The 18,199-nt window shown below is 26.0% G+C and carries 18 protein-coding genes and 1 other annotated feature; of the genes, 7 read left to right on the plus strand and 11 right to left on the minus strand.

Translation table 11 applies throughout. The features are described 5' to 3' along the window. Positions 1-27 precede the first annotated feature (27 nt). The gene (locus ARA19_RS09855) at positions 28-360 is read right to left on the minus strand and encodes a YbaN family protein (protein ID WP_055070797.1); all 333 of its coding nucleotides are present in this window, start codon (positions 358-360) and stop codon (positions 28-30) included. A gap of 392 nt (positions 361-752) precedes the next feature. Here ARA19_RS09855 and ARA19_RS09860 point away from each other — a divergent pair, with 392 nt between their 5' ends. Beyond that, the gene (locus ARA19_RS09860; RefSeq protein WP_147574427.1) at positions 753-1,202 is read left to right on the plus strand and encodes an Lrp/AsnC ligand binding domain-containing protein; all 450 of its coding nucleotides are present in this window, start codon (positions 753-755) and stop codon (positions 1,200-1,202) included. A gap of 217 nt (positions 1,203-1,419) precedes the next feature. On the opposite strand, the gene ARA19_RS09865 is transcribed toward ARA19_RS09860, so the two are convergent. Next, a complete protein-coding gene (locus tag ARA19_RS09865) occupies positions 1,420-3,162 on the minus strand; it encodes a hypothetical protein (RefSeq protein ID WP_055070799.1) in 1,743 nt (580 codons plus the stop codon). A 442-nt stretch (positions 3,163-3,604) separates the two neighbouring features. On the opposite strand from ARA19_RS09865, the gene ARA19_RS09870 reads away from it, so the two are divergent. Beyond that, positions 3,605-4,456, plus strand: a complete 852-nt coding sequence (locus ARA19_RS09870; RefSeq protein ID WP_055070800.1) for a ComEC/Rec2 family competence protein — start codon at positions 3,605-3,607, stop codon at positions 4,454-4,456. 28 nt (positions 4,457-4,484) lie between these two features. Here the strand turns inward: ARA19_RS09870 and ARA19_RS09875 are convergent, their stop codons facing one another. After that, entirely contained in the window at positions 4,485-5,225 is a 741-nt protein-coding gene (locus ARA19_RS09875) for a ribonuclease H-like domain-containing protein (RefSeq protein ID WP_055070801.1), read from the minus strand. Between the two features lie 241 nt (positions 5,226-5,466). Between ARA19_RS09875 and ARA19_RS09880 the strand changes: the two genes are divergently transcribed. Genes ARA19_RS09880 through ARA19_RS17170 form a run of 3 tightly spaced genes read left to right on the plus strand, consistent with a single transcriptional unit; the run spans position 5,467 to position 7,645 of the window. Continuing rightward, the gene (locus ARA19_RS09880) at positions 5,467-5,685 is read left to right on the plus strand and encodes a FeoA family protein (protein WP_055070802.1); all 219 of its coding nucleotides are present in this window, start codon (positions 5,467-5,469) and stop codon (positions 5,683-5,685) included. 31 nt (positions 5,686-5,716) lie between these two features. Then, positions 5,717-7,486 carry a ferrous iron transport protein B gene (gene feoB / locus ARA19_RS09885; protein ID WP_055070803.1) on the plus strand — a complete coding sequence of 590 codons (1,770 nt, stop codon included), beginning with the start codon at positions 5,717-5,719 and terminating at the stop codon, positions 7,484-7,486. A gap of 15 nt (positions 7,487-7,501) precedes the next feature. Then, on the plus strand, positions 7,502-7,645 hold the full coding sequence (locus ARA19_RS17170) for a FeoB-associated Cys-rich membrane protein (RefSeq protein WP_412366048.1): 144 nt from the start codon (positions 7,502-7,504) through the stop codon (positions 7,643-7,645). A 9-nt stretch (positions 7,646-7,654) separates the two neighbouring features. On the opposite strand, the gene argS is transcribed toward ARA19_RS17170, so the two are convergent. From argS to ARA19_RS09900, 3 genes are all read right to left on the minus strand, one after another. After that, positions 7,655-9,346, minus strand: a complete 1,692-nt coding sequence (gene argS / locus ARA19_RS09890; protein WP_055070804.1) for an arginine--tRNA ligase — start codon at positions 9,344-9,346, stop codon at positions 7,655-7,657. A gap of 51 nt (positions 9,347-9,397) precedes the next feature. Beyond that, positions 9,398-9,617, minus strand: a binding site (T-box leader). Positions 9,618-9,708: 91 nt separating this feature from the next. After that, positions 9,709-10,350 (minus strand): site-2 protease family protein, encoded by a 642-nt coding sequence (locus ARA19_RS09895; RefSeq protein ID WP_055070805.1) that lies wholly within the window; start codon positions 10,348-10,350, stop codon positions 9,709-9,711. Between the two features lie 232 nt (positions 10,351-10,582). Beyond that, positions 10,583-11,962, minus strand: coding sequence for a PhoH family protein (locus ARA19_RS09900; RefSeq protein WP_055070806.1), 1,380 nt, complete (start codon positions 11,960-11,962; stop codon positions 10,583-10,585). A gap of 146 nt (positions 11,963-12,108) precedes the next feature. Here ARA19_RS09900 and ARA19_RS09905 point away from each other — a divergent pair, with 146 nt between their 5' ends. Then, a complete protein-coding gene (locus tag ARA19_RS09905; protein ID WP_055070807.1) occupies positions 12,109-12,888 on the plus strand; it encodes a biotin--[acetyl-CoA-carboxylase] ligase in 780 nt (259 codons plus the stop codon). 22 nt (positions 12,889-12,910) lie between these two features. Here the strand turns inward: ARA19_RS09905 and ARA19_RS09910 are convergent, their stop codons facing one another. Then, the gene (locus tag ARA19_RS09910; RefSeq protein WP_055070808.1) at positions 12,911-13,576 is read right to left on the minus strand and encodes a hypothetical protein; all 666 of its coding nucleotides are present in this window, start codon (positions 13,574-13,576) and stop codon (positions 12,911-12,913) included. A 143-nt stretch (positions 13,577-13,719) separates the two neighbouring features. Between ARA19_RS09910 and ARA19_RS09915 the strand changes: the two genes are divergently transcribed. After that, a complete protein-coding gene (locus ARA19_RS09915; RefSeq protein ID WP_055070809.1) occupies positions 13,720-14,337 on the plus strand; it encodes a 3'-5' exonuclease in 618 nt (205 codons plus the stop codon). A gap of 70 nt (positions 14,338-14,407) precedes the next feature. On the opposite strand, the gene cls is transcribed toward ARA19_RS09915, so the two are convergent. The 4 genes from cls to ARA19_RS09935 all read right to left on the minus strand — a co-directional run bounded on the left by cls (position 14,408) and on the right by ARA19_RS09935 (position 18,157). Continuing rightward, positions 14,408-15,943 carry a cardiolipin synthase gene (cls, locus tag ARA19_RS09920; RefSeq protein ID WP_055070810.1) on the minus strand — a complete coding sequence of 512 codons (1,536 nt, stop codon included), beginning with the start codon at positions 15,941-15,943 and terminating at the stop codon, positions 14,408-14,410. Positions 15,944-16,023: 80 nt separating this feature from the next. Next, on the minus strand, positions 16,024-16,842 hold the full coding sequence (folK, locus tag ARA19_RS09925) for a 2-amino-4-hydroxy-6-hydroxymethyldihydropteridine diphosphokinase (protein WP_055070811.1): 819 nt from the start codon (positions 16,840-16,842) through the stop codon (positions 16,024-16,026). A 7-nt stretch (positions 16,843-16,849) separates the two neighbouring features. Further along, on the minus strand, positions 16,850-17,662 hold the full coding sequence (gene folP, locus ARA19_RS09930; protein ID WP_055070812.1) for a dihydropteroate synthase: 813 nt from the start codon (positions 17,660-17,662) through the stop codon (positions 16,850-16,852). A gap of 21 nt (positions 17,663-17,683) precedes the next feature. Continuing rightward, positions 17,684-18,157, minus strand: coding sequence for an HD domain-containing protein (locus ARA19_RS09935; protein ID WP_055070813.1), 474 nt, complete (start codon positions 18,155-18,157; stop codon positions 17,684-17,686). Positions 18,158-18,199: the final 42 nt, after the last annotated feature.

Consider the following 18,199-nt stretch of genomic DNA (forward strand, 5'->3'; position numbering starts at 1 on the left):
AGCTTTTTAATTAAATTTATTTAATCGCTATAAGTTTTGCTTTTTATTATTTTTAACTCTATTTGGTTTAGCTTTAGCTTTTATAACAATTTTCTTTTCTTTTTTTATTCTTGGATTTCCATTTGTATAAACATCAAAGAACCAAAATAATATTATTATTCCAATACCTTCAAGAACAATTTTCAGCCATGTATTTGTTACAAAGAAAAAACCTAATCCTAAAAATATTAATGATGCAGCTAAAAGAATCCATTTGTTAACTACTACTTTATTAAAAACAAATTTAGTTAATAATGCATAGGATCCAAACACTATTATAGCACCAGCTACAACTGATAAGATCCAAAAAATTATATTCATACTCACCCTCCTATATATAAATTCTAATTATTATATTAGAATATTTTACATTTTTTTTCAATAGTCTATTTGTATATTTTTGATTAATTCCTACTTTATAAACTAGCTTATTTTTCATTTATTTTATTATTATGTAAAAAAGATGAGAATATTATTATTTGCTTAGGTTTTTTTATTAAAATAAAAATTTATTGCTAATAATTTTATTAATAACTACTCTCTAAGCCTTTATTTTTCAACAAATTTAATTAACATTTTATCAACTTTATTGATTTTTTTTTATTTTTCTGCAACTTTTTCTTTAAATTTGTTTTGTTATTTGATAGAATAGTAATATCATAAAAGATAAATAATAAATAATATGAGGTGGTTTTGTGTCTTTATCAAACTCAATGCATTTAGATGAATTAGATTTACAAATTTTAGACATACTGATTAAAGATTGCAGAACTCCATATCTTGAAATAGCAAGAATATGCCACGTATCTGGTGGTACCATTCATGTTAGAATGAAGAAAATGGAGGATTTAGGCATTATAAAAGGAACTAGAATACTATTAAATCTTTCAAAATTAGGTTATGATGTTACTTGTTTTGTAGGTATTTATGTTGATTGTACATCCTCTTATAATGAAATATTTGATAAATTAGGATCAATTAAAGAAATAGTAGAATTACACTTAATTACAGGTAGTTATACTATATTAACTAAATTAGTATGCAAAAGTATTTCAGATCTACAAGATATACTATTAAATAAAATAAATATAATAGAAGGAATCAATAGAACTGATACATTTATTTCTCTATCTCAACCAGTAGATAGAAATATACAACTGTAAATCTATACAACAGAGAAGCACTAAACTAGTGCTTCTTATTTTTTCCACTTATAATAACTATATAATTCATCTCATAGCTATTCAATATATTTACTCTAGATTCATTTAATGAAATTTTACAATTCTTATTAATGATTTCCTCTGAACTAGATATTATTAATAATGAAAGAGATGTACGATATATCTATAAAAAAACTGCCCTAAGGCAGTTTTTTTATTATAAATTTCTTATTATCTCAAACATTTCTAATGCAGCTTTTCTTGGACCTATTTTTTCTTTTCCCTTTATAGCTAAACACGTATTTATTTCCCCTACTTTAATTTCCTTTTCAAACATTTTATTAAAATATTTTTCTAATAAAACATCGCACTGTTCACTTTTTTGAGCAGGTCCAAAAGGATTTGCAAAGTAAGATTCTACTAACCCATTTTCAGTAGTAGTTCCTTTTGCCATTCTTGCACCTTTTCTAAATACCTCTATAGCATCTTTTGAATTTTCAAAATATCTTATGGATTTTTCACTATCTTTTATAGCAGTATAGTTATTAGCATATAAGAATAAATCTACCTTATATCCCTCCATTATTTCATTATAAGTAGCTACAGGTAGAACTAATCTTGCATTTATTTTATCAGGATTCATAAATATACTTCTATCAATCTCTTTAAATGCATATCCTGGATCTAAATCATCCAATCTAACAAAAGCTCCTATTTCAGTCCCATATCCATATATATTATCTTTTTCTATTTTTATAGTTCCCATATCATCAAAAACAATGGTCATATCACTTATATAATCTTCACTTAAAGTTCTAAAAGCTTCTAAACTTTCTGATTTTCCTGCTCCGCTATCACCCATTATAACTACATTAGCTTCTTTTCCTGTTTTTAATAAAATTTTAACCATAGCTCCGTGTATAGGTAAATTACCTCTTTTTATCATAATTAAGTTATGAAGCGTTAAAATCATTTTTTTCATATACCCAAAATAATCAACTTCATCACTGTAATTTATATATCCTACCATCATATCATTTTTATTATCATCATAAAATTCAGTTCTTAAAGGACCATCTTCCTTAGCCCCATACACGTATATTATATCTGGTTTTTTACCTCTATATTCATCTGATTTTGCCATTTCAAAAAGGTTACACAGAGTAATTCCATGTGACATAAAATCTCTATGGAAATATACATAAGCTAATAATTCTCCAACTTTAGCTGGATAACAAAACCAATGTTCCTTATTTAAACTTATATTTCTAATAGGATTCTCGAAGGTCTCTGTAAACATTCCATCACGTGTATTTTTCTTTGGATATGTTATAAATGGAGTTTCTAAAACTATACCGTCTAGGAAGCTTATATCCTCTAACACTTCATATCCTTTTGGTATTGGCCATAAAACATTATTTAACATCAAACATGCATTTCCACCAGCTGGAAGTTGTCTATAAACTGTTGGAGTATCGTTTAATAAATTCTTTGTAATTCTTCTATAAAATCTTAAAATCAATTGTGCAAATTGAGTATTTGCCTCTGTAAAGCTTACTGCCGCTATACCACTTTTTATTCTATTATTGTGAATAAGAGTATATCTCTCCATCTTTCTCCAATAAGAATATATTTCTTCTATTACATTTAATAATTTATTTGGATCTTCCAATAGTGGTTTGAAATTCTCATTACAACTTATAACTTGAGTCGCTTTCATCATAGAAAGTAATTTAAAAGAGCTAATTAAGTACTTTCTTATAACTCTTATTTCATCTGTCCCTGAAACTGAATTTAAAAATCTAAAAGTATTAGTTCTTTTGTCTTTTGACTTCTTTAAATAGGATTCAATTACTCTTTCAAAGCCTTCACTATCCATTATTGATTCAAAACTATCACAATATTTTGCTGTAAAATTAACAGTTACCTTATCATTGCTCATTGAAAATTCTTTTTTCATATAATAAGCCCCCCATAAACTTTTTTTATATTTAACATAATTATTATCTTTATTTTACTTTTTTTATTATATCATCATTTTGCAATTTTAAAAATATTTTTTTTCATTTTTTTATTTTTTATTTTTCTACAATATATAATTTTTTAAAAAACCGATTATAAAACTAATATGTTTTATACTATTTTACATACTTCATCTCATATTTTTATAATTAAAATTTATTTACCTCATAATTATTTTATACTGTCTAGCCCCTTTTTTTGCAAGTATTTATCTTTATTTCTTTCAAATATTAATTTCAAAAAAAGATTTTTTATTTTTTTTATTTTCGATGTATTTTTATCCTAAAAATTGGTTATTAAATATTATTATATATTATTTATTAATATTTTCCAATATTTTTCTTTATTACTTTATAAATCACTAAAAGGAGGTGCTAATATTGTTTAAATCAAAAAAAATTTTCTATTTTATTTTTTCTCTACTTATATTTATATTATTGATAACTACAAACAACTTTTTTTCAAAAAGAAATTATATAAAAAATTTAAAGGTCCATTATATAGATGTAGGACAAGGAGATGCAACTTTAATAGAGTATCTTGACAAGAAAATTTTAATTGATTGTGGACCTAATTCAAATGAATCTAACTTACTTAAATACCTAAGTGGTTTAAATATAAACAAGATAGATTATATCTTTATAACTCATCCTCATGAAGATCATATAGGTAATTTAGATAAAATTATAGCTAACTATAAAGTCACTTCTATATTTATGCCTAAAGTAAATTTTGAAAGTGAAGATTTATCTAAATCATTATCTTTAATAAAAAATAAAAATATAACTTTATATAATTTAAATAAAGATTTTAAAATAAAATTTGATGAAAACTTCTATTTAGAGATTTTCTCATCTTCAAAAAAAAATTATGAAAATATAAATAACTTTTCTCCTTTGATTAAAGTTATTTTTAAAAAAGATAGCTTTTTATTCACTGGTGATAATGAAGAGCTTGGTGAATTAGAATTTATTAATAAAGATATTAATGTTGATATTTTAAAGGTAGGGCATCATGGAAGTAATACTTCATCCACTAATATATTTTTAGAAAAAGTTTCTCCTAAAATTTCAATAATATCTTGTGGCAAAAATAATTCATTTAATCATCCTAATCCTAAAGTTTTAGAGAGATTAAATAAACTCAATAATAAAATTTACAGAACTGATGAAGATGGAACTATTATAATTAATTCCTATGGAAAATCAATAATAGAAATAGAAAAAAAGTAAGCACTAATATTATCTGTGCTTACTTTTTTTATAATGCTTTTTTTTCTTCATCATTTTTTTCTTCATCATTTTTTTCTACTTCTATTTCTATAGATTCTTCCTCTTTCAATAATTCTTTTTCTTTTTCAACAAAACTATTCCAATTAACTAATATTTTAAATAAATTTACTACATCCTGTTCATTATAAATTAGTATTTTTTCAATTTTTTCCTTAGGCATTCTTTCAAAGTATTCTCTATCCTTTAAGACTTTGTGAAAAGTTTTTGCTAAGTTTGAACCTGAAATAAGTTCACCCTCTCTTATTATTCCAAACTTCTTTTCTAAAGCCTTTAATCCAATACCTTTTTTAAATATATTTTCATATATCTTTTGAATATCTACAGATTTAAAATAATCATTAAAATTAAAATTAATTCCATATTTCGCAAACAAATAGTTTATTACAGTAAAATCATTATTACCTGAAAAAGTGACTATATATTTTTTCTTTTTATTTGAACATATATCTATAAAATATCTTTTAGCTAGATAAAGTATCTCCTTACCTTCATTTTTATTTTCTATCATATATTGAGTAACTTTTATATTATTTTCCTTTTCATCATAATAGCAAGCACCAAAAACCCCTATACATTTTGGCTTTTTGTATACATAATGTTCTAAGTCAAAATATACTGCATTTTTATATATTTCTTTATGATTACCAAAAGTAATAGCATCTTCTTTATTAAAACTATCTACTTCTACAATTCTTTCTCTTATAATCACCTTATCACTCTTTTCTAAAATTAAATAGTTGTGCTATGTTATATTATAACATTATATTTACATATTAGAATAGATTATTTCTTCATTTATTAAATATTTTACGTTCATAAATTATTTCATGTTCATAAATTATTAACCATTTGTTATCGTAAAGATAATCATTTTTAATTGACATTGTTGTTCAAAAAGTGATAATATTAACTTGCAGATGATAATTATTTTCAATAAAGGAGGAGCATATATGAGCATTTGTGATTTAAAAATAGGTGACCAAGCTATTATTAGTAATATAGAAGGAAATGAAAAATTAACAAAAAGGCTTCTTTCTCTTGGTTGCATCGAAGGAACTTCTATAAAATTAAAAAGAAAAGCTCCTTTAGGAGATCCATTAATAATAACTTTTAGAGGATTTGATATAGCTCTTAGAAAAAAAGATGCTAAAAAAATATATATACAATAAACTTTTAACAAATGATAAGGGGGAATTCTAAGTGAACTCAGTAGCCTTAGTTGGCAATCCTAATGTTGGGAAAACAACTTTATTTAACTTACTTACAGGTTCTAATCAAAAGGTTGGGAACTGGGCTGGCGTTACAGTGGAGAAAAAAGAAGGAATTTTTAATAATGTAAAGGTTATAGACCTACCAGGTATCTATGCAATGGATGCCTTTTCTAATGAAGAAAAAGTTGCCAAAACTTTTTTAGAAACTTCTTCACCACAGGCCATTATAAATATAGTAGATGCATCAAACTTAGATAGAAATTTATATCTAACTATGCAATTAAAGAAATTTAACATTCCTATAGTTTTAGTTATTAACATGATTGATGTAGCAGAAAAAAAAGGAATTTCAATAGATTTTAAAAAACTTGAAAAAGAATTCAATGTTACTGTAATTCCAATTGCTGCTGCTAAAAATATAGGCATTGATGAAATAAAAAAAATATTACAAGAAGATAAATTAAATGACTTAAAAGTAGATACTAAAGTTTATAACTTAGGCGATGAAAAATCCACTTACTCATTTATAGAAGAAAAACTTTCTAAGATATATAGAAGAGATTCTTTATCTAACTCTACAGCATTTACTGAAAAATTGGATTCAATATTTTTACATCCTATACTTGCCTATCCAATATTTCTTGCAATAATGTTTTTAATATTTCAATTTACATTTTCATGGGTAGGACAACCTCTTTCAGATATGTTAGGTGATTTTATAGATAATAGTTTTATGCCTTATATTGCACATCTATTAAGTGGTTCTGCCCCTTGGTTTAGCTCATTAATAGTTGATGGTATTATATCTGGTGTTGGAGGTATTCTTTCATTTTTACCTCTTATAGTATCATTATATCTATGCATCTTCATCTTAGAAGATAGTGGTTATATGGCTCGTGTAGCCTTTTTAATGGATGGAATAATGAGAAAAATGGGCTTATCAGGAAAAGCATTTATAACAATGACTATTGGATTTGGTTGCTCTGTTCCTGCTATAAGTTCAGCAAAAACTTTAGAAAGTGAAAAAGATAGAAAACTTGCTGCATTATTAGCACCTTTAATGTCTTGTAATGCTAGATTACCAATTTATCTTCTTTTTTCTTCAGTATTTTTCCCAAGACATAGTGGATTAGCTGTTGCTTCTATGTATATAATTGGTGTTCTAATAGCCTTTCTTTGTGGATTAGTATTTAAAAATACATTATTTAAAAAAGAAGAAGAACCATTTATAATAGAACTTCCTGAGTATAAAGTTCCTGATCCAAAGAGTGTCTTAAAACAAATTTGGGAAAAATCAAAAGGGTTTATTATAAAAGCAGGTACTATAATCTTTGCAATGAGTGTATTAATCTGGTTCCTTCAAAGTTTTAATTTCCATGGTTTAACTGATAATATAAACGAAAGTTTTTTAAGATACATAGGTGAATTTTTTGCTCCAATATTCAAACCGCTAGGTTTTGGAAATTGGCAAGCTTCAGTTTCATTATTATCAGGATTAATGGCTAAAGAAACAGTACTATCCACTATGGAAGTTATATATAATGGTAATTTATCTACACTATTAGGTTCCCATTTTAACAGTATTTCAGCTTATACCTTTATGATTTTTGTACTTCTTTATACTCCATGCATTAGTGTTTTAGGAATGCTAAAAAAAGAATTTGGTGCTAAGTTTATGGCTAAATCAGCACTTTTCCAATTTTCATTAGCATGGATTGTATCTTTCTTAATATTTAACTTAGGATCTTTGCTTATTTAGTAAGGAGATGAACATATGATAGAATATATAATAACAGGATTAATAATCCTATCAGTTGGATTTATAATATTTAAAAACTTAAAAAAATCTGCAAAAGGACAATGTAATTGTTCTGGATGTAGTTCTAATTGTTCTAAAAGAAAAAAAGAGGCTAAATAGCCTCTTTTTTTACATTTCCTCTACTACCTCTACACCTATTAATGCTAATGAATTTTTAATAACTTGAGCTGCTGCCTCTATTAATTTTAATCTAGCAACCTTTAGTCCTTGATCCTCAACATTTAATACTGTATGTGCATTGTAGAACTTATTAAAGTTTTTAGCAACTTCAACTGCATATCTAGTAACAATTGAAGGCTCTAATTTATCTATAGCATTTAATACTACATTATTAAAATCTTCTAATGATTTTGCTAATTCAAATTCTTCCTTTGAATTTAACTTACTATAATCTGCATTTCCTTCAACTTTCCCAGCTTTTCTTATAATACTTTTTGCTCTTGCATAAGCATATTGTACATATGGTGCTGTTTCACCATCAAAACTAAGCATTTCTTTCCAGTTAAATACAATATCTTTTTCTCTAGAATTTTTTAAATAAGTAAATATAATTGCTCCAATTCCGATTTTCTTAGCAACTTCTTCTTTATTTTCAAGATTTGGATTTTTTTCTTCTATTAATGATTTTGCATTTTCTACAGCTTCTCTTAATAAATCCTCTAATAATACAACGTCACCTTTTCTTGTTGATAACTTTTTATCTGCAAATTTAACTGTTCCAAAAGGTATATGAATGCAATCTTTAGCCCATTCTTTTCCTGCTAATTCTAAACTCTTAAATACTTGTTTAAAATGTAATATTTGGTCTTTACCAACAACATATATACATTTTTCAAAATTATAATGTTCTTTTCTATAAATTGCTGCTGTTAAATCTCTAGTTGCGTATATTGATGCTCCATCTGATTTAACAACTATACATGGTGGCATGTTATACTCATCTAGCATTACAACCTTAGCTCCATTACTTTCTGTAAGTATGCCCTTGCTATCTAATTCATTTATAACAGCATCCATTTTATCATTGTAGAAGCTTTCTCCAGCCCATGAATCAAAATCTACACCTAATATTTCATAAATCTTATTAAACTCTTTTAAAGATAAATCTTTAAATCTATTCCATAAAGCTGTTTCTTCTTCTTCACCATCTTCTAATCTCTTAAAGTACATTCTACCTTCTTCAACTAAAGATTCATCTTTATCTGCTTCATCGTGGAATTTAACATATATTCTTAAAAGTTCTTTTATTGGATCTTTTTCTAAAGCTTCTTCATTTCCCCATCTCTTATAAGCTGATATTAATTTTCCGAATTGAGTTCCCCAGTCTCCTAAGTGATTTATTCTTATTGGATTATACCCTTCAAACTTATACATTTTATATAATGCATTACCAATGGCTGTAGTAAATAAATGTCCTACATGGAATGGTTTAGCTATATTAGGTGATGAATACTCAACAACTATATTTTTATTTTCTCCTACTTGAGATGCCCCATAGGAATCCCCTTCACTTAATACTTTGTTTATTATGGATTGGCTAAATGATGATTTATCTAAAAAGAAATTTACATATGGTCCTAAAACTTCAATTTTTTCAAAACCATCCTTGTTTATTTTCTCTGATAATTCTTGTGAAATCATATTTGGTGCTTTTCTCATAACCTTAGCAAGTTGGAAACAAGGAAAAGCATAATCCCCCATTTCTGGTTTAGGAGGTACTTCTAAAAGTCCTTCTATTTTCTCTACTTCTAAGTCAACATATTCTTTTATTCTTTCTGCAATATTTTTTTTATAATCCATTTTATCATCCTCCTATTTTTTACATATAAAAATCCGTCTCTTATTCTTAAAATAAGAGACGGACTATTATCCGCGGTACCACTCTAATTGATATTAAAATCCACCTTATATAAGTTAACGCTATAATGCGACTATCTTACTTTTTAAAAAAATTTCTTCAGATAGCATCTCATAGGCTCTTTTCAAATATTATTTCTTACAGAACTCACACCAACTTCTGCTCGCTTAAAGAAATTTAAAATATTTTACTTTTCCTAATCATAGATTTTTATTCTTAAATTGTAATATGATTATATCAATTTACTTTAAAAATTGTCAACTATATTGATAAAATATCAAAATATTAATTTAATAATTTTTTTCTAATTAAAAATACCAAATATAGCATAGGCTATTCTTATTACAAAATTTTGAACTATTATATTAGGATAGCTTAATACTCTATTCGCTAATAATATTATTGCAAACAAGATAAGTATTTGATATTGACTTACAAAATTAAGAATATTATATGCCCATTTAGGTTTAACATCTTCTAATATTCTAAACATATCTAATCCTGGCATTGGGATTAAGTTAAATACAAATAAATTTATAGCTACTACCATTGTTAGCTGAAATATTTCTGTTATTATTGCCATAATAACATTATTAAAAGTAAACCCCAAATTTATACATAACATTGTTATTATAGCTGCTACTATGGCTACTATTAAAAATGAAAATAATCCTGCTAAACTTACTTTTAAATTATCCTTTTTTGAATTCTTAAAAGCATATTTATTAATTTCAGCATCTTTTCCCCATCCAAATCCTGCTAATACAATCATTATAAATCCTATAATATCAATATGTACAAAAGGATCTAATGATAAATTTCCTTGCATTTTCTGTGACTTATCTCCTAGTTTATAGGCAATTAAAGCCCTTATAAAACTATGAAAAGTAAACACTATAAGTATTCCTGGTATTATCAAAAACTTTTGTAATAAAAAGTTCGACACTAATTTTCACCTCCAAATTTCTTCTCTCATAGATATCTTCTGTAACATTTAATTTTTTAAAAATTAGAAATAAGTAAATGTATATCCCTAGATATTTTTCACTAAAATTCAGTTAAAGCTTAACTCTCTCTGAATTAAGTTTGAGTTTATGGTATATTATATCACATAAAATTTTAAAAAACACCTCTATAATAAAGGATTTTATTATAGAGATGCAATGTTTAAAGAAAATTTACAACCTTTTAGATGCTTCGTATGCTAGTGGACTTCTTTCACATTCGTCATATTTTAATGTTACTTGGTAACAAAGTTTACTGCCCTTCATCTTTTCTGAAGCATAACATAAGCCATTACTTCGTGAATCTAAAAAAGCTTGATCTATTTGTTCAGGATCACCAATTAAAATTATTTTAGCTCCCTCTCCTGCTCTTGTTATTATAGCTTTAACTTGTTTTGGAGTTAAGTTTTGTGCTTCATCTATAATTACCCATGACCTGGCTATACTTCTTCCCCTTAAATATCCTACTGCTTCAGTAGTTATTATTTTTCTTTCAAATAATTCCTCTATTTTATCCCTAAGTTCTAATTCATTTTTATATCTCTCATTTTCGTCAGAATCTATTAATATTTCAAGATTATCATAAATAGGCCTCATAAATGGAGCTATCTTCTCCTTTTCTGACCCTGGCAAATAACCTATATCCTCATCCATTGTAACATTAGGTCTGCAAACTAATATCCTTCTATATTCACCTGTTTCTTCTTCTAATATTTTTTGAAGTCCAACAGCTAAAGAAAATAAAGTTTTGGCAGTTCCTGCTGGTCCCTTTATTATTACAAGAGGAGAAATTTTAGCATTAGCACTTAAACACTCCAACATAAATTTTTGACCAACATTCCTTGGACTAATCCCCATAATATTACAACTATCCTTATATCGTAATGGTACTACCTTCTTCCCATTAAATCTTCCCAAGGCTGTTTGTTTTTCATTATCATTACAATGAATTATTAAAAATTCATTTACCTCTAATTCTGGTGATTCATAAGAATTTTTCTTCTCATTAAAGACTTGTAATTCCTTAGCATCTAATTCTTTTTCTTTAAAAAACTTATCTAAAATATCCTTTGATGCATAAACATCAATTCTTCCACTATATTGCTCCTCAAACTTAGGAACTTCATCTTCGTAAAAATCTGAACTTTTTATATCAACAGTATCAGCCTTTATTCTTTCAAAGGTATCTTTCGTTATTAAATATACATCTTCTCCTGAATTTTGTAAGGCTTTGCAAACCTGAATTATTCTATTGTCAGCTTTTTCTATACTCCATGATTTAGGAATTTTTGTATCATAATGATTTGTCTCAACTCTTAAAGTTCCTCCATTACTTAATACAACGCCCTCACTTAATTTACCATTTCCTCTTAAAGAATCTAGCATTCTTGCAGCTAACCTAGCATTAGCTCCTAATTCACCATTATTTTTCTTCATATTATCTAATTCTTCTAATACAACCTCTGGTAATACTACATCATTATCCTTAAAGGAAAATATCGCCATAGGTGAATATAATAATACATTAGTATCTAGAACATAAGTTTTTTTCAAACCAATCACCCTTTCAGAAAAGCATCTTTATATAAACCCTCCCTATAACATTATATGCAAAAATTTGGAATTAATTTATTTTACCCTATTATTTTCATAAAAATTTGTTATAATAGTTTATAAAACATAGTTAATAGGAGTTTTAAATGAATACTAATGAATTAAAATTAAAAATACACAATGAAAATTACAAAAAATCTATATTATTTTTTGATGAAATTTCTTCAACCAGTGCATACTGTAAAGAGAACTATAAAATATTAAATGATAAATCTATAATAATAGCAAAAAAACAAACTTTAGGACGTGGTAAAAATAATAGAAAATGGCTTTCTCCACCTGGTGGCTTATACTTTTCTATTTTATTAAAAGATAATCTTCCATCTATTAATTTATGCCAACTAATACCTCTAATTGTCTCTGTTGCTGTTTTTGAAGCATTAAAAAGTTTTAATGTATATTGTAAAATAAAATGGCCTAATGACCTATTGATAAATAATAAAAAAATTTGTGGGATTTTGGTTGAAAGTAAAATATCCTCTTTTGGCTTAAGTTATATAGTTATTGGTATTGGTTTAAATGTTAACTCGTTATCCCCTGCTGACGAAAACTTAAATGAAATTTTTGCATCTTTAAAAGAAGTTTATAAAACTACTTTCTCTTTAGAAGATTTACTTGCATCTATTGTAAACAATTTAGATAATCTATTCCCTAAATTAAATTCTAATTTAGACTCTGTTTTAAATATATACAAATCAAACTGTTTATTTCTTAATGAAGAAGTTACACTAGTAAATAATAATGAAAAAATTCAAGTTAAAATATTAGATATAGCTAAGGATGGTTCATTAAAAATATTACATAATAATAAAATTAGATTTATTAATTCTGGTGAGTTTTCCATAGATAAAAAACACTTAAAATAAAAAGCCGATTAAAATCGGCTTTTTATTGTTCTTCTTGCTTATTTTCTTCTATTCTTTTATGATCATCACAATCTTTTTTCTCTTCTTTCATCTTTATATGATCACAATCTTTTTTATGCTCATCACCTTTGTCATGATAGTCATGTTTTTTATGATGCTCCTCTTTCTTATGGCAATCCTCTTTTTTATTATCTTTAGTTTTCTTGTTTACTTTTAGTATTTTTGTATTTTCTAATGTAACCTTTTTATTGCTCAAGTCTTTTACTGTACCTTGTAATATTATTTCATCACCTTTTTTTATATCAACTAACTTCGAATTTTCTTCCTTTGATATTTTAAATTCACCTTTTTTAAGCATTCCATCTTTTGTTGATATTAAATAGCATTCATCATTTTTATCAACTTTGTGTACAATGATTTTCATACATACATTTTTATTTTTTACTTTGCTGCATCTTTCTTGATCCTTTGACATTTCCAATATTTCAGCTAAAGATATTTCTTTTACTTCTTCCTCTGAATTCATTGTTTTTTCTTCTAGCTTATTATTTTCTTTTTTCTCATCTTGAACCCAAATAGTTTTATATCCATTTGAGTTTACTTGATTAGTTTTTGCATAACAAATTGAACCCATTGGCATTAATGTTATTACTAATGTTGCACACATTATCTTTAGTTTATTACTCATTTTAATTCCTCCTATATTCGTAATACTAAAAATAATATTCCACAATAATTTAATATTTATTCATTGTACTTTTTTTATTTTACATAATTTTTATTTTATAATATTATATAGCTATAACACTTGTTTTATTTGGAGGACTATTAATGAAATTATTATTTTTTGATACTGAAACAACTAGTATAAAACCAGGTAGTATTTGTCAACTTAGTTATATAACAGTTGATACTGATTCTAAACCTCAAGTTACAACTGGTCATAATTTCTTTTTTACTGTTGAAGATATGGATCCAGCAGCTGAAAAAGTTCATGGTTTTTCTTTAGAAAAATTATATGATTTAAGTAATGGACAGTATTTTGAAGATTTGGTTGGAGAATTTTTAAATGATTTTATAGAAGCTGATTTTGTAATAGGACACAATGTTCAATTTGATATTAAATTTTTAAAACATGAACTATCTGCATTATATATGGAAGAAGAATATAATCCTAAAAATATTTTCTGTACAATGCAATATTATAGACCTATTTGTAAAATTCTAAGACCTAGTGGTGATTTCAAAAATCCTAAGTTAGAAGAAGTTATTAACTTTTTAAATATTACCCCTGAGGAAATTGCTGATACAGCAAATAAATTATTTATGGGTAGTGGAAACTATCATGATGCCCGTTTTGATACTGCTGCCACTTATTTAACAGTAATTAATGGTATAAAAAAAGGGTTAATACCTAAAAACTATTTTACTAATTTATTGAACAAATAACAAAAAAGCTAATTTGTAAGTATAAATAATAAATTTAAAATTATTTATATCAAATTAGCTTTTTATTTTTTTACATGAGAGGTGCAAAAACTCTAAGTATTGCTCTTAAAATTCTATTAGACCATTTAACATTTTTACAATCCTCTAAAGTAAATCTTTTACACTTTTCTAAATTCTTCAAAAAATCACTTTTTATTTCTTCTACTGATTTAGTATTATATAAAAATACTCCACATTCAAAATGTAAATAAAGACTTCTATAATCCATGTTTATAGATCCTACAGTTGCTATTTTATCATCAGACACAAATGTTTTAGAATGTATAAAACCTGGAATATATTCATAAATTTTAACTCCACTTTCAATTAAATGACTATAATAAGCCCTTGTGACAATATGAGCATACCATTTATCCTCTATATGAGGAGTTACTATTCTTACATCAACTCCACTTTTTGCCGCTAATACAAGGGCCGTTACAAGTTCATTATCAATTATTAGATAAGGTGTGTTTATATAAACATAATCTATTGCCTTATTTATTATATTTAAATAAATGTTCTCACCTACAGTTTCCCCATCTAGTGGACTATCACCATAAGGTTGAACATACCCATCACATATAAATTCTTTCTCTTTATGTATAGTAGGTTTAAACCTCTCGTAATTTTCCTTTGTATTTTTTTCAAAGTTCCAAGCTTGAAGAAACATTACAGTTAAATTCCATACTGCTTCTCCCTCTATCATTATTGAAGCATCTTTCCAATGACCATACTTAACAATTTTATTAATATACTCATCAGCTAAATTTATACCTCCAGTAAAAGCTATATGACCATCTATTATTGTTATCTTTCTATGATCTCTATTATTCATTTTTAATGATAATAGTGGAACAAAAGGATTAAACACTTCACATTTTATACCCTTTTTCTCTAAAACTTCATTGTATTTATAAGGTAATGTTTGAAGACATCCCATGTCATCATAAATTACTCTTACTTCAACACCTTCTTTAACCTTACTTTCTAGTACATTTAATATAGAATCCCACATATCCCCTTTTTCAATTATGAAATATTCCATAAATATATAATGCTTAGCTTTTTTTATTTCTTCCATTAAAACTTTAAAAAATTCTTCTCCTGGAGATAAATATTTTGTTGTAGTATTTTTATAAATAGGATATCCTGCATAATCCTTAATATATTTTACTTGATTAAATACTAACTTATCTTGATTTTTTATCTCTTCTAAAATAGATTGATCCTGCTTCATCAAGGGCTCAAAATCTTCATATGCTGCTTGTATTTTTTTTCTAAATTTCTTACTAGTCTTATTTCCACCAAATATTAAATAGAATAAGCCTCCAAAAACTGGTACTAAAAGAACAGGAATAGTCCATGCTAATTTATAGGATGGATTATCATTCCTACTTACTATATACACTACTACCATTATACTTATTGCAATGAAAAGTGCGTATAAATAAATAAATGATTCACTTAAATCCCATATAGCATAAAAAAGTATTGCTAATTGCAATAATATAAGTATTCCTACTATAGCCATCCTACTAAATAGAAATTTTAATATTTTTTTCATTTTATCTCCTTTATAACTTAGCTAATTTATTTTTTCTACTTAAATTTATGTATATTAAAACAATGGCTGAATTATAAATTTTATATTTCCTTTAAATTTTTTAAAAGTTCGAAAGTTCTCATTTTTCTTATTGGGTGTAATTTATTTGGTGCAATTTCATTTAAAGGAGCTAAAACAAATTCTCTTTCTTCCATCCTAGGATGAGGAAGTATTATTTCATCATCTTCTGAAATTAAGTCATCATAATAAATTACATCTAAATCTAAAGTTCTAGGACCCCATTTTATTAAACGCTCTCTTTTTAATTCTTTTTCAATATCAAGTAAAAATACCATTAATTCCTTAGGTGCCATTAATGTTTTTACTTCACAAACACCATTTAAAAAATTATCCTGATTTTCATATCCCCACGGTTCTGTTTCTATTATAGAGGATACTTTTAATACTTTATTATATTTAGACTTATCTATTAATTCTAATGCATCCTTTATATTTTTATGTTTGTCTCCTAAATTTGAACCAAAAGATAAATAAGCATAATGCCATCCTCTTTCAATTTCTATATAAACAGTATCTAAAGTTCTATGAATAGGTGCCCATGGTTTTTTTACTCTTACTTTAACAAAAGAAACCATAGGATATTCTAATAACGTAAATTCTGCTATTTTCTCTGCAACAGTTTCTATTAAATCATAATTATCTTCTTTCATTAATTTTTCTATTTTATGAGCAAGTTCCCCATAATGAACTGATTTTTTTAAATCTCCAGTTATAGCAGCTTCTCTAGTTGATAAACTCAATTCTATATCTATAACAAACTTTTGTCCTAAAGCTTTTTCTTCTTCAAATACTCCGTGATTTGCAAAAACCTCAAAATCCTTTATTACTACTTTATCCATTATTAAATTATTTCCTCCTTACTATAGCATCTGTCATTTTAGCTACTCTTAAGTTTTCTTTTACATCATGTACTCTTATAAAATCACAACCCTTTAAAATACCAATTGCAGTAGTTGCTACAGTTCCTTCAACTCTTTGATCCACAGGTAAATCTAAAGCTGTTCCTATCATAGACTTTCTTGAAGTTCCAAGTAACATAGGATATCCTAAATCCATCAATTCCTCTAGTCTATCCATTGTTTCTAAGTTTTCTTTATAAGTCTTTACAAATCCTATGCCTGGATCTAACATTATATTTTCTTTTTTTACGCCTGCTGAAAGAGCTAATTCTATACTTTCTTTTAAGTCACTTTTTATTTCCTCTATAAGATCTTTAGAATACTCACTATTAAATCTATTATGCATAAGGCAACAAGGAACATCATATTTTGCTGCTACTTCTTTCATATAAGGATCTTTCTTAAATCCCCATACATCATTTATTAAATCAGCTCCTGCTTCAATTGCAAGCTCTGCCACTTTTCCTTTATAAGTGTCTATAGAAATTGGTATATCAAAATTTTCTTTAATTAATTTTATAATAGGAACAACTCTTCTTGCTTCTTCCTCTTCTGAAACCGGTACATGATTAGGTCTAGTTGATTCTCCTCCGATATCTATAATATCAGCACCATCCTCAATTAATCTTTTAACCTGCTTTAAAGCTTCATCCTTTGAATTAAATTTTCCACCATCTGAAAAAGAATCTGGAGTTATATTTAAAATTCCCATTATATATGTTCTTTCTCCTAATTTAAACTCTTTATTTCCTATTATCATATTATCTCGTCCTTCCTTAAGTTAATACTTTATATAAAGATTCTTTTTTTCTTCATTCCAATAACATTCTTTTTTTGCTTTGCACTGTATACAATCTCTAGAAAGTTTATCAGCTGAATAAAATATGTTCTTTATTCCTGAAGAATGACTATCCCTGTGTGCCCCTATAGCATCTAATATAAAAATTCTTTCTTCCTCATTGAAATCACAATCCTTTAATATATCTTTACTTATATCTACTGAAGCTTTATGATGATCTATACCTTCTTTATATTCTAAACATCTACCTATATCATGTAATAAGCCTACTGCATATATAACTTCTTTATTGATTTTTATTTTTTGTTCTAACACCATTATATAAGCTAATCTACTCATTGTAAGGAAATGATTCAAATCATGTTTACAAAAAACTCTTCTTTTCTCAAATTCCTCTATTTCTAATAAGCATTTTTTAAAAATATTATTATTTAATATTTTGTTTACTCTTCTCATATTTAACTTGAAACTCCTTAATTTTCTTATTTTCGAGTATTC

The sequence above is a fragment of the Clostridium massiliamazoniense genome, from assembly GCF_001403635.1.
Taxonomy (GTDB): domain Bacteria; phylum Bacillota; class Clostridia; order Clostridiales; family Clostridiaceae; genus Sarcina; species Sarcina massiliamazoniense.

Bases quoted from the DNA above. Each gene is read 5' to 3' on its own strand.
- ARA19_RS09910 (WP_055070808.1), bottom strand. From the start codon at position 13,576: ATGAGTAATAAACTAAAGATAATGTGTGCAACATTAGTAATAACATTA.
- ARA19_RS09880 (WP_055070802.1), top strand. From the start codon at position 5,467: ATGAGCATTTGTGATTTAAAAATAGGTGACCAAGCTATTATTAGTAAT.
- argS (WP_055070804.1), bottom strand. From the start codon at position 9,346: ATGGATTATAAAAAAAATATTGCAGAAAGAATAAAAGAATATGTTGAC.
- folK (WP_055070811.1), bottom strand. From the start codon at position 16,842: ATGGATAAAGTAGTAATAAAGGATTTTGAGGTTTTTGCAAATCACGGA.
- ARA19_RS17170 (WP_412366048.1), top strand. From the start codon at position 7,502: ATGATAGAATATATAATAACAGGATTAATAATCCTATCAGTTGGATTT.
- folP (WP_055070812.1), bottom strand. From the start codon at position 17,662: ATGATAATAGGAAATAAAGAGTTTAAATTAGGAGAAAGAACATATATA.
- ARA19_RS09915 (WP_055070809.1), top strand. From the start codon at position 13,720: ATGAAATTATTATTTTTTGATACTGAAACAACTAGTATAAAACCAGGT.
- ARA19_RS09935 (WP_055070813.1), bottom strand. From the start codon at position 18,157: ATGAGAAGAGTAAACAAAATATTAAATAATAATATTTTTAAAAAATGC.
- ARA19_RS09855 (WP_055070797.1), bottom strand. From the start codon at position 360: ATGAATATAATTTTTTGGATCTTATCAGTTGTAGCTGGTGCTATAATA.
- ARA19_RS09860 (WP_147574427.1), top strand. From the start codon at position 753: ATGCATTTAGATGAATTAGATTTACAAATTTTAGACATACTGATTAAA.
- cls (WP_055070810.1), bottom strand. From the start codon at position 15,943: ATGAAAAAAATATTAAAATTTCTATTTAGTAGGATGGCTATAGTAGGA.
- ARA19_RS09905 (WP_055070807.1), top strand. From the start codon at position 12,109: ATGAATACTAATGAATTAAAATTAAAAATACACAATGAAAATTACAAA.
- ARA19_RS09865 (WP_055070799.1), bottom strand. From the start codon at position 3,162: ATGAAAAAAGAATTTTCAATGAGCAATGATAAGGTAACTGTTAATTTT.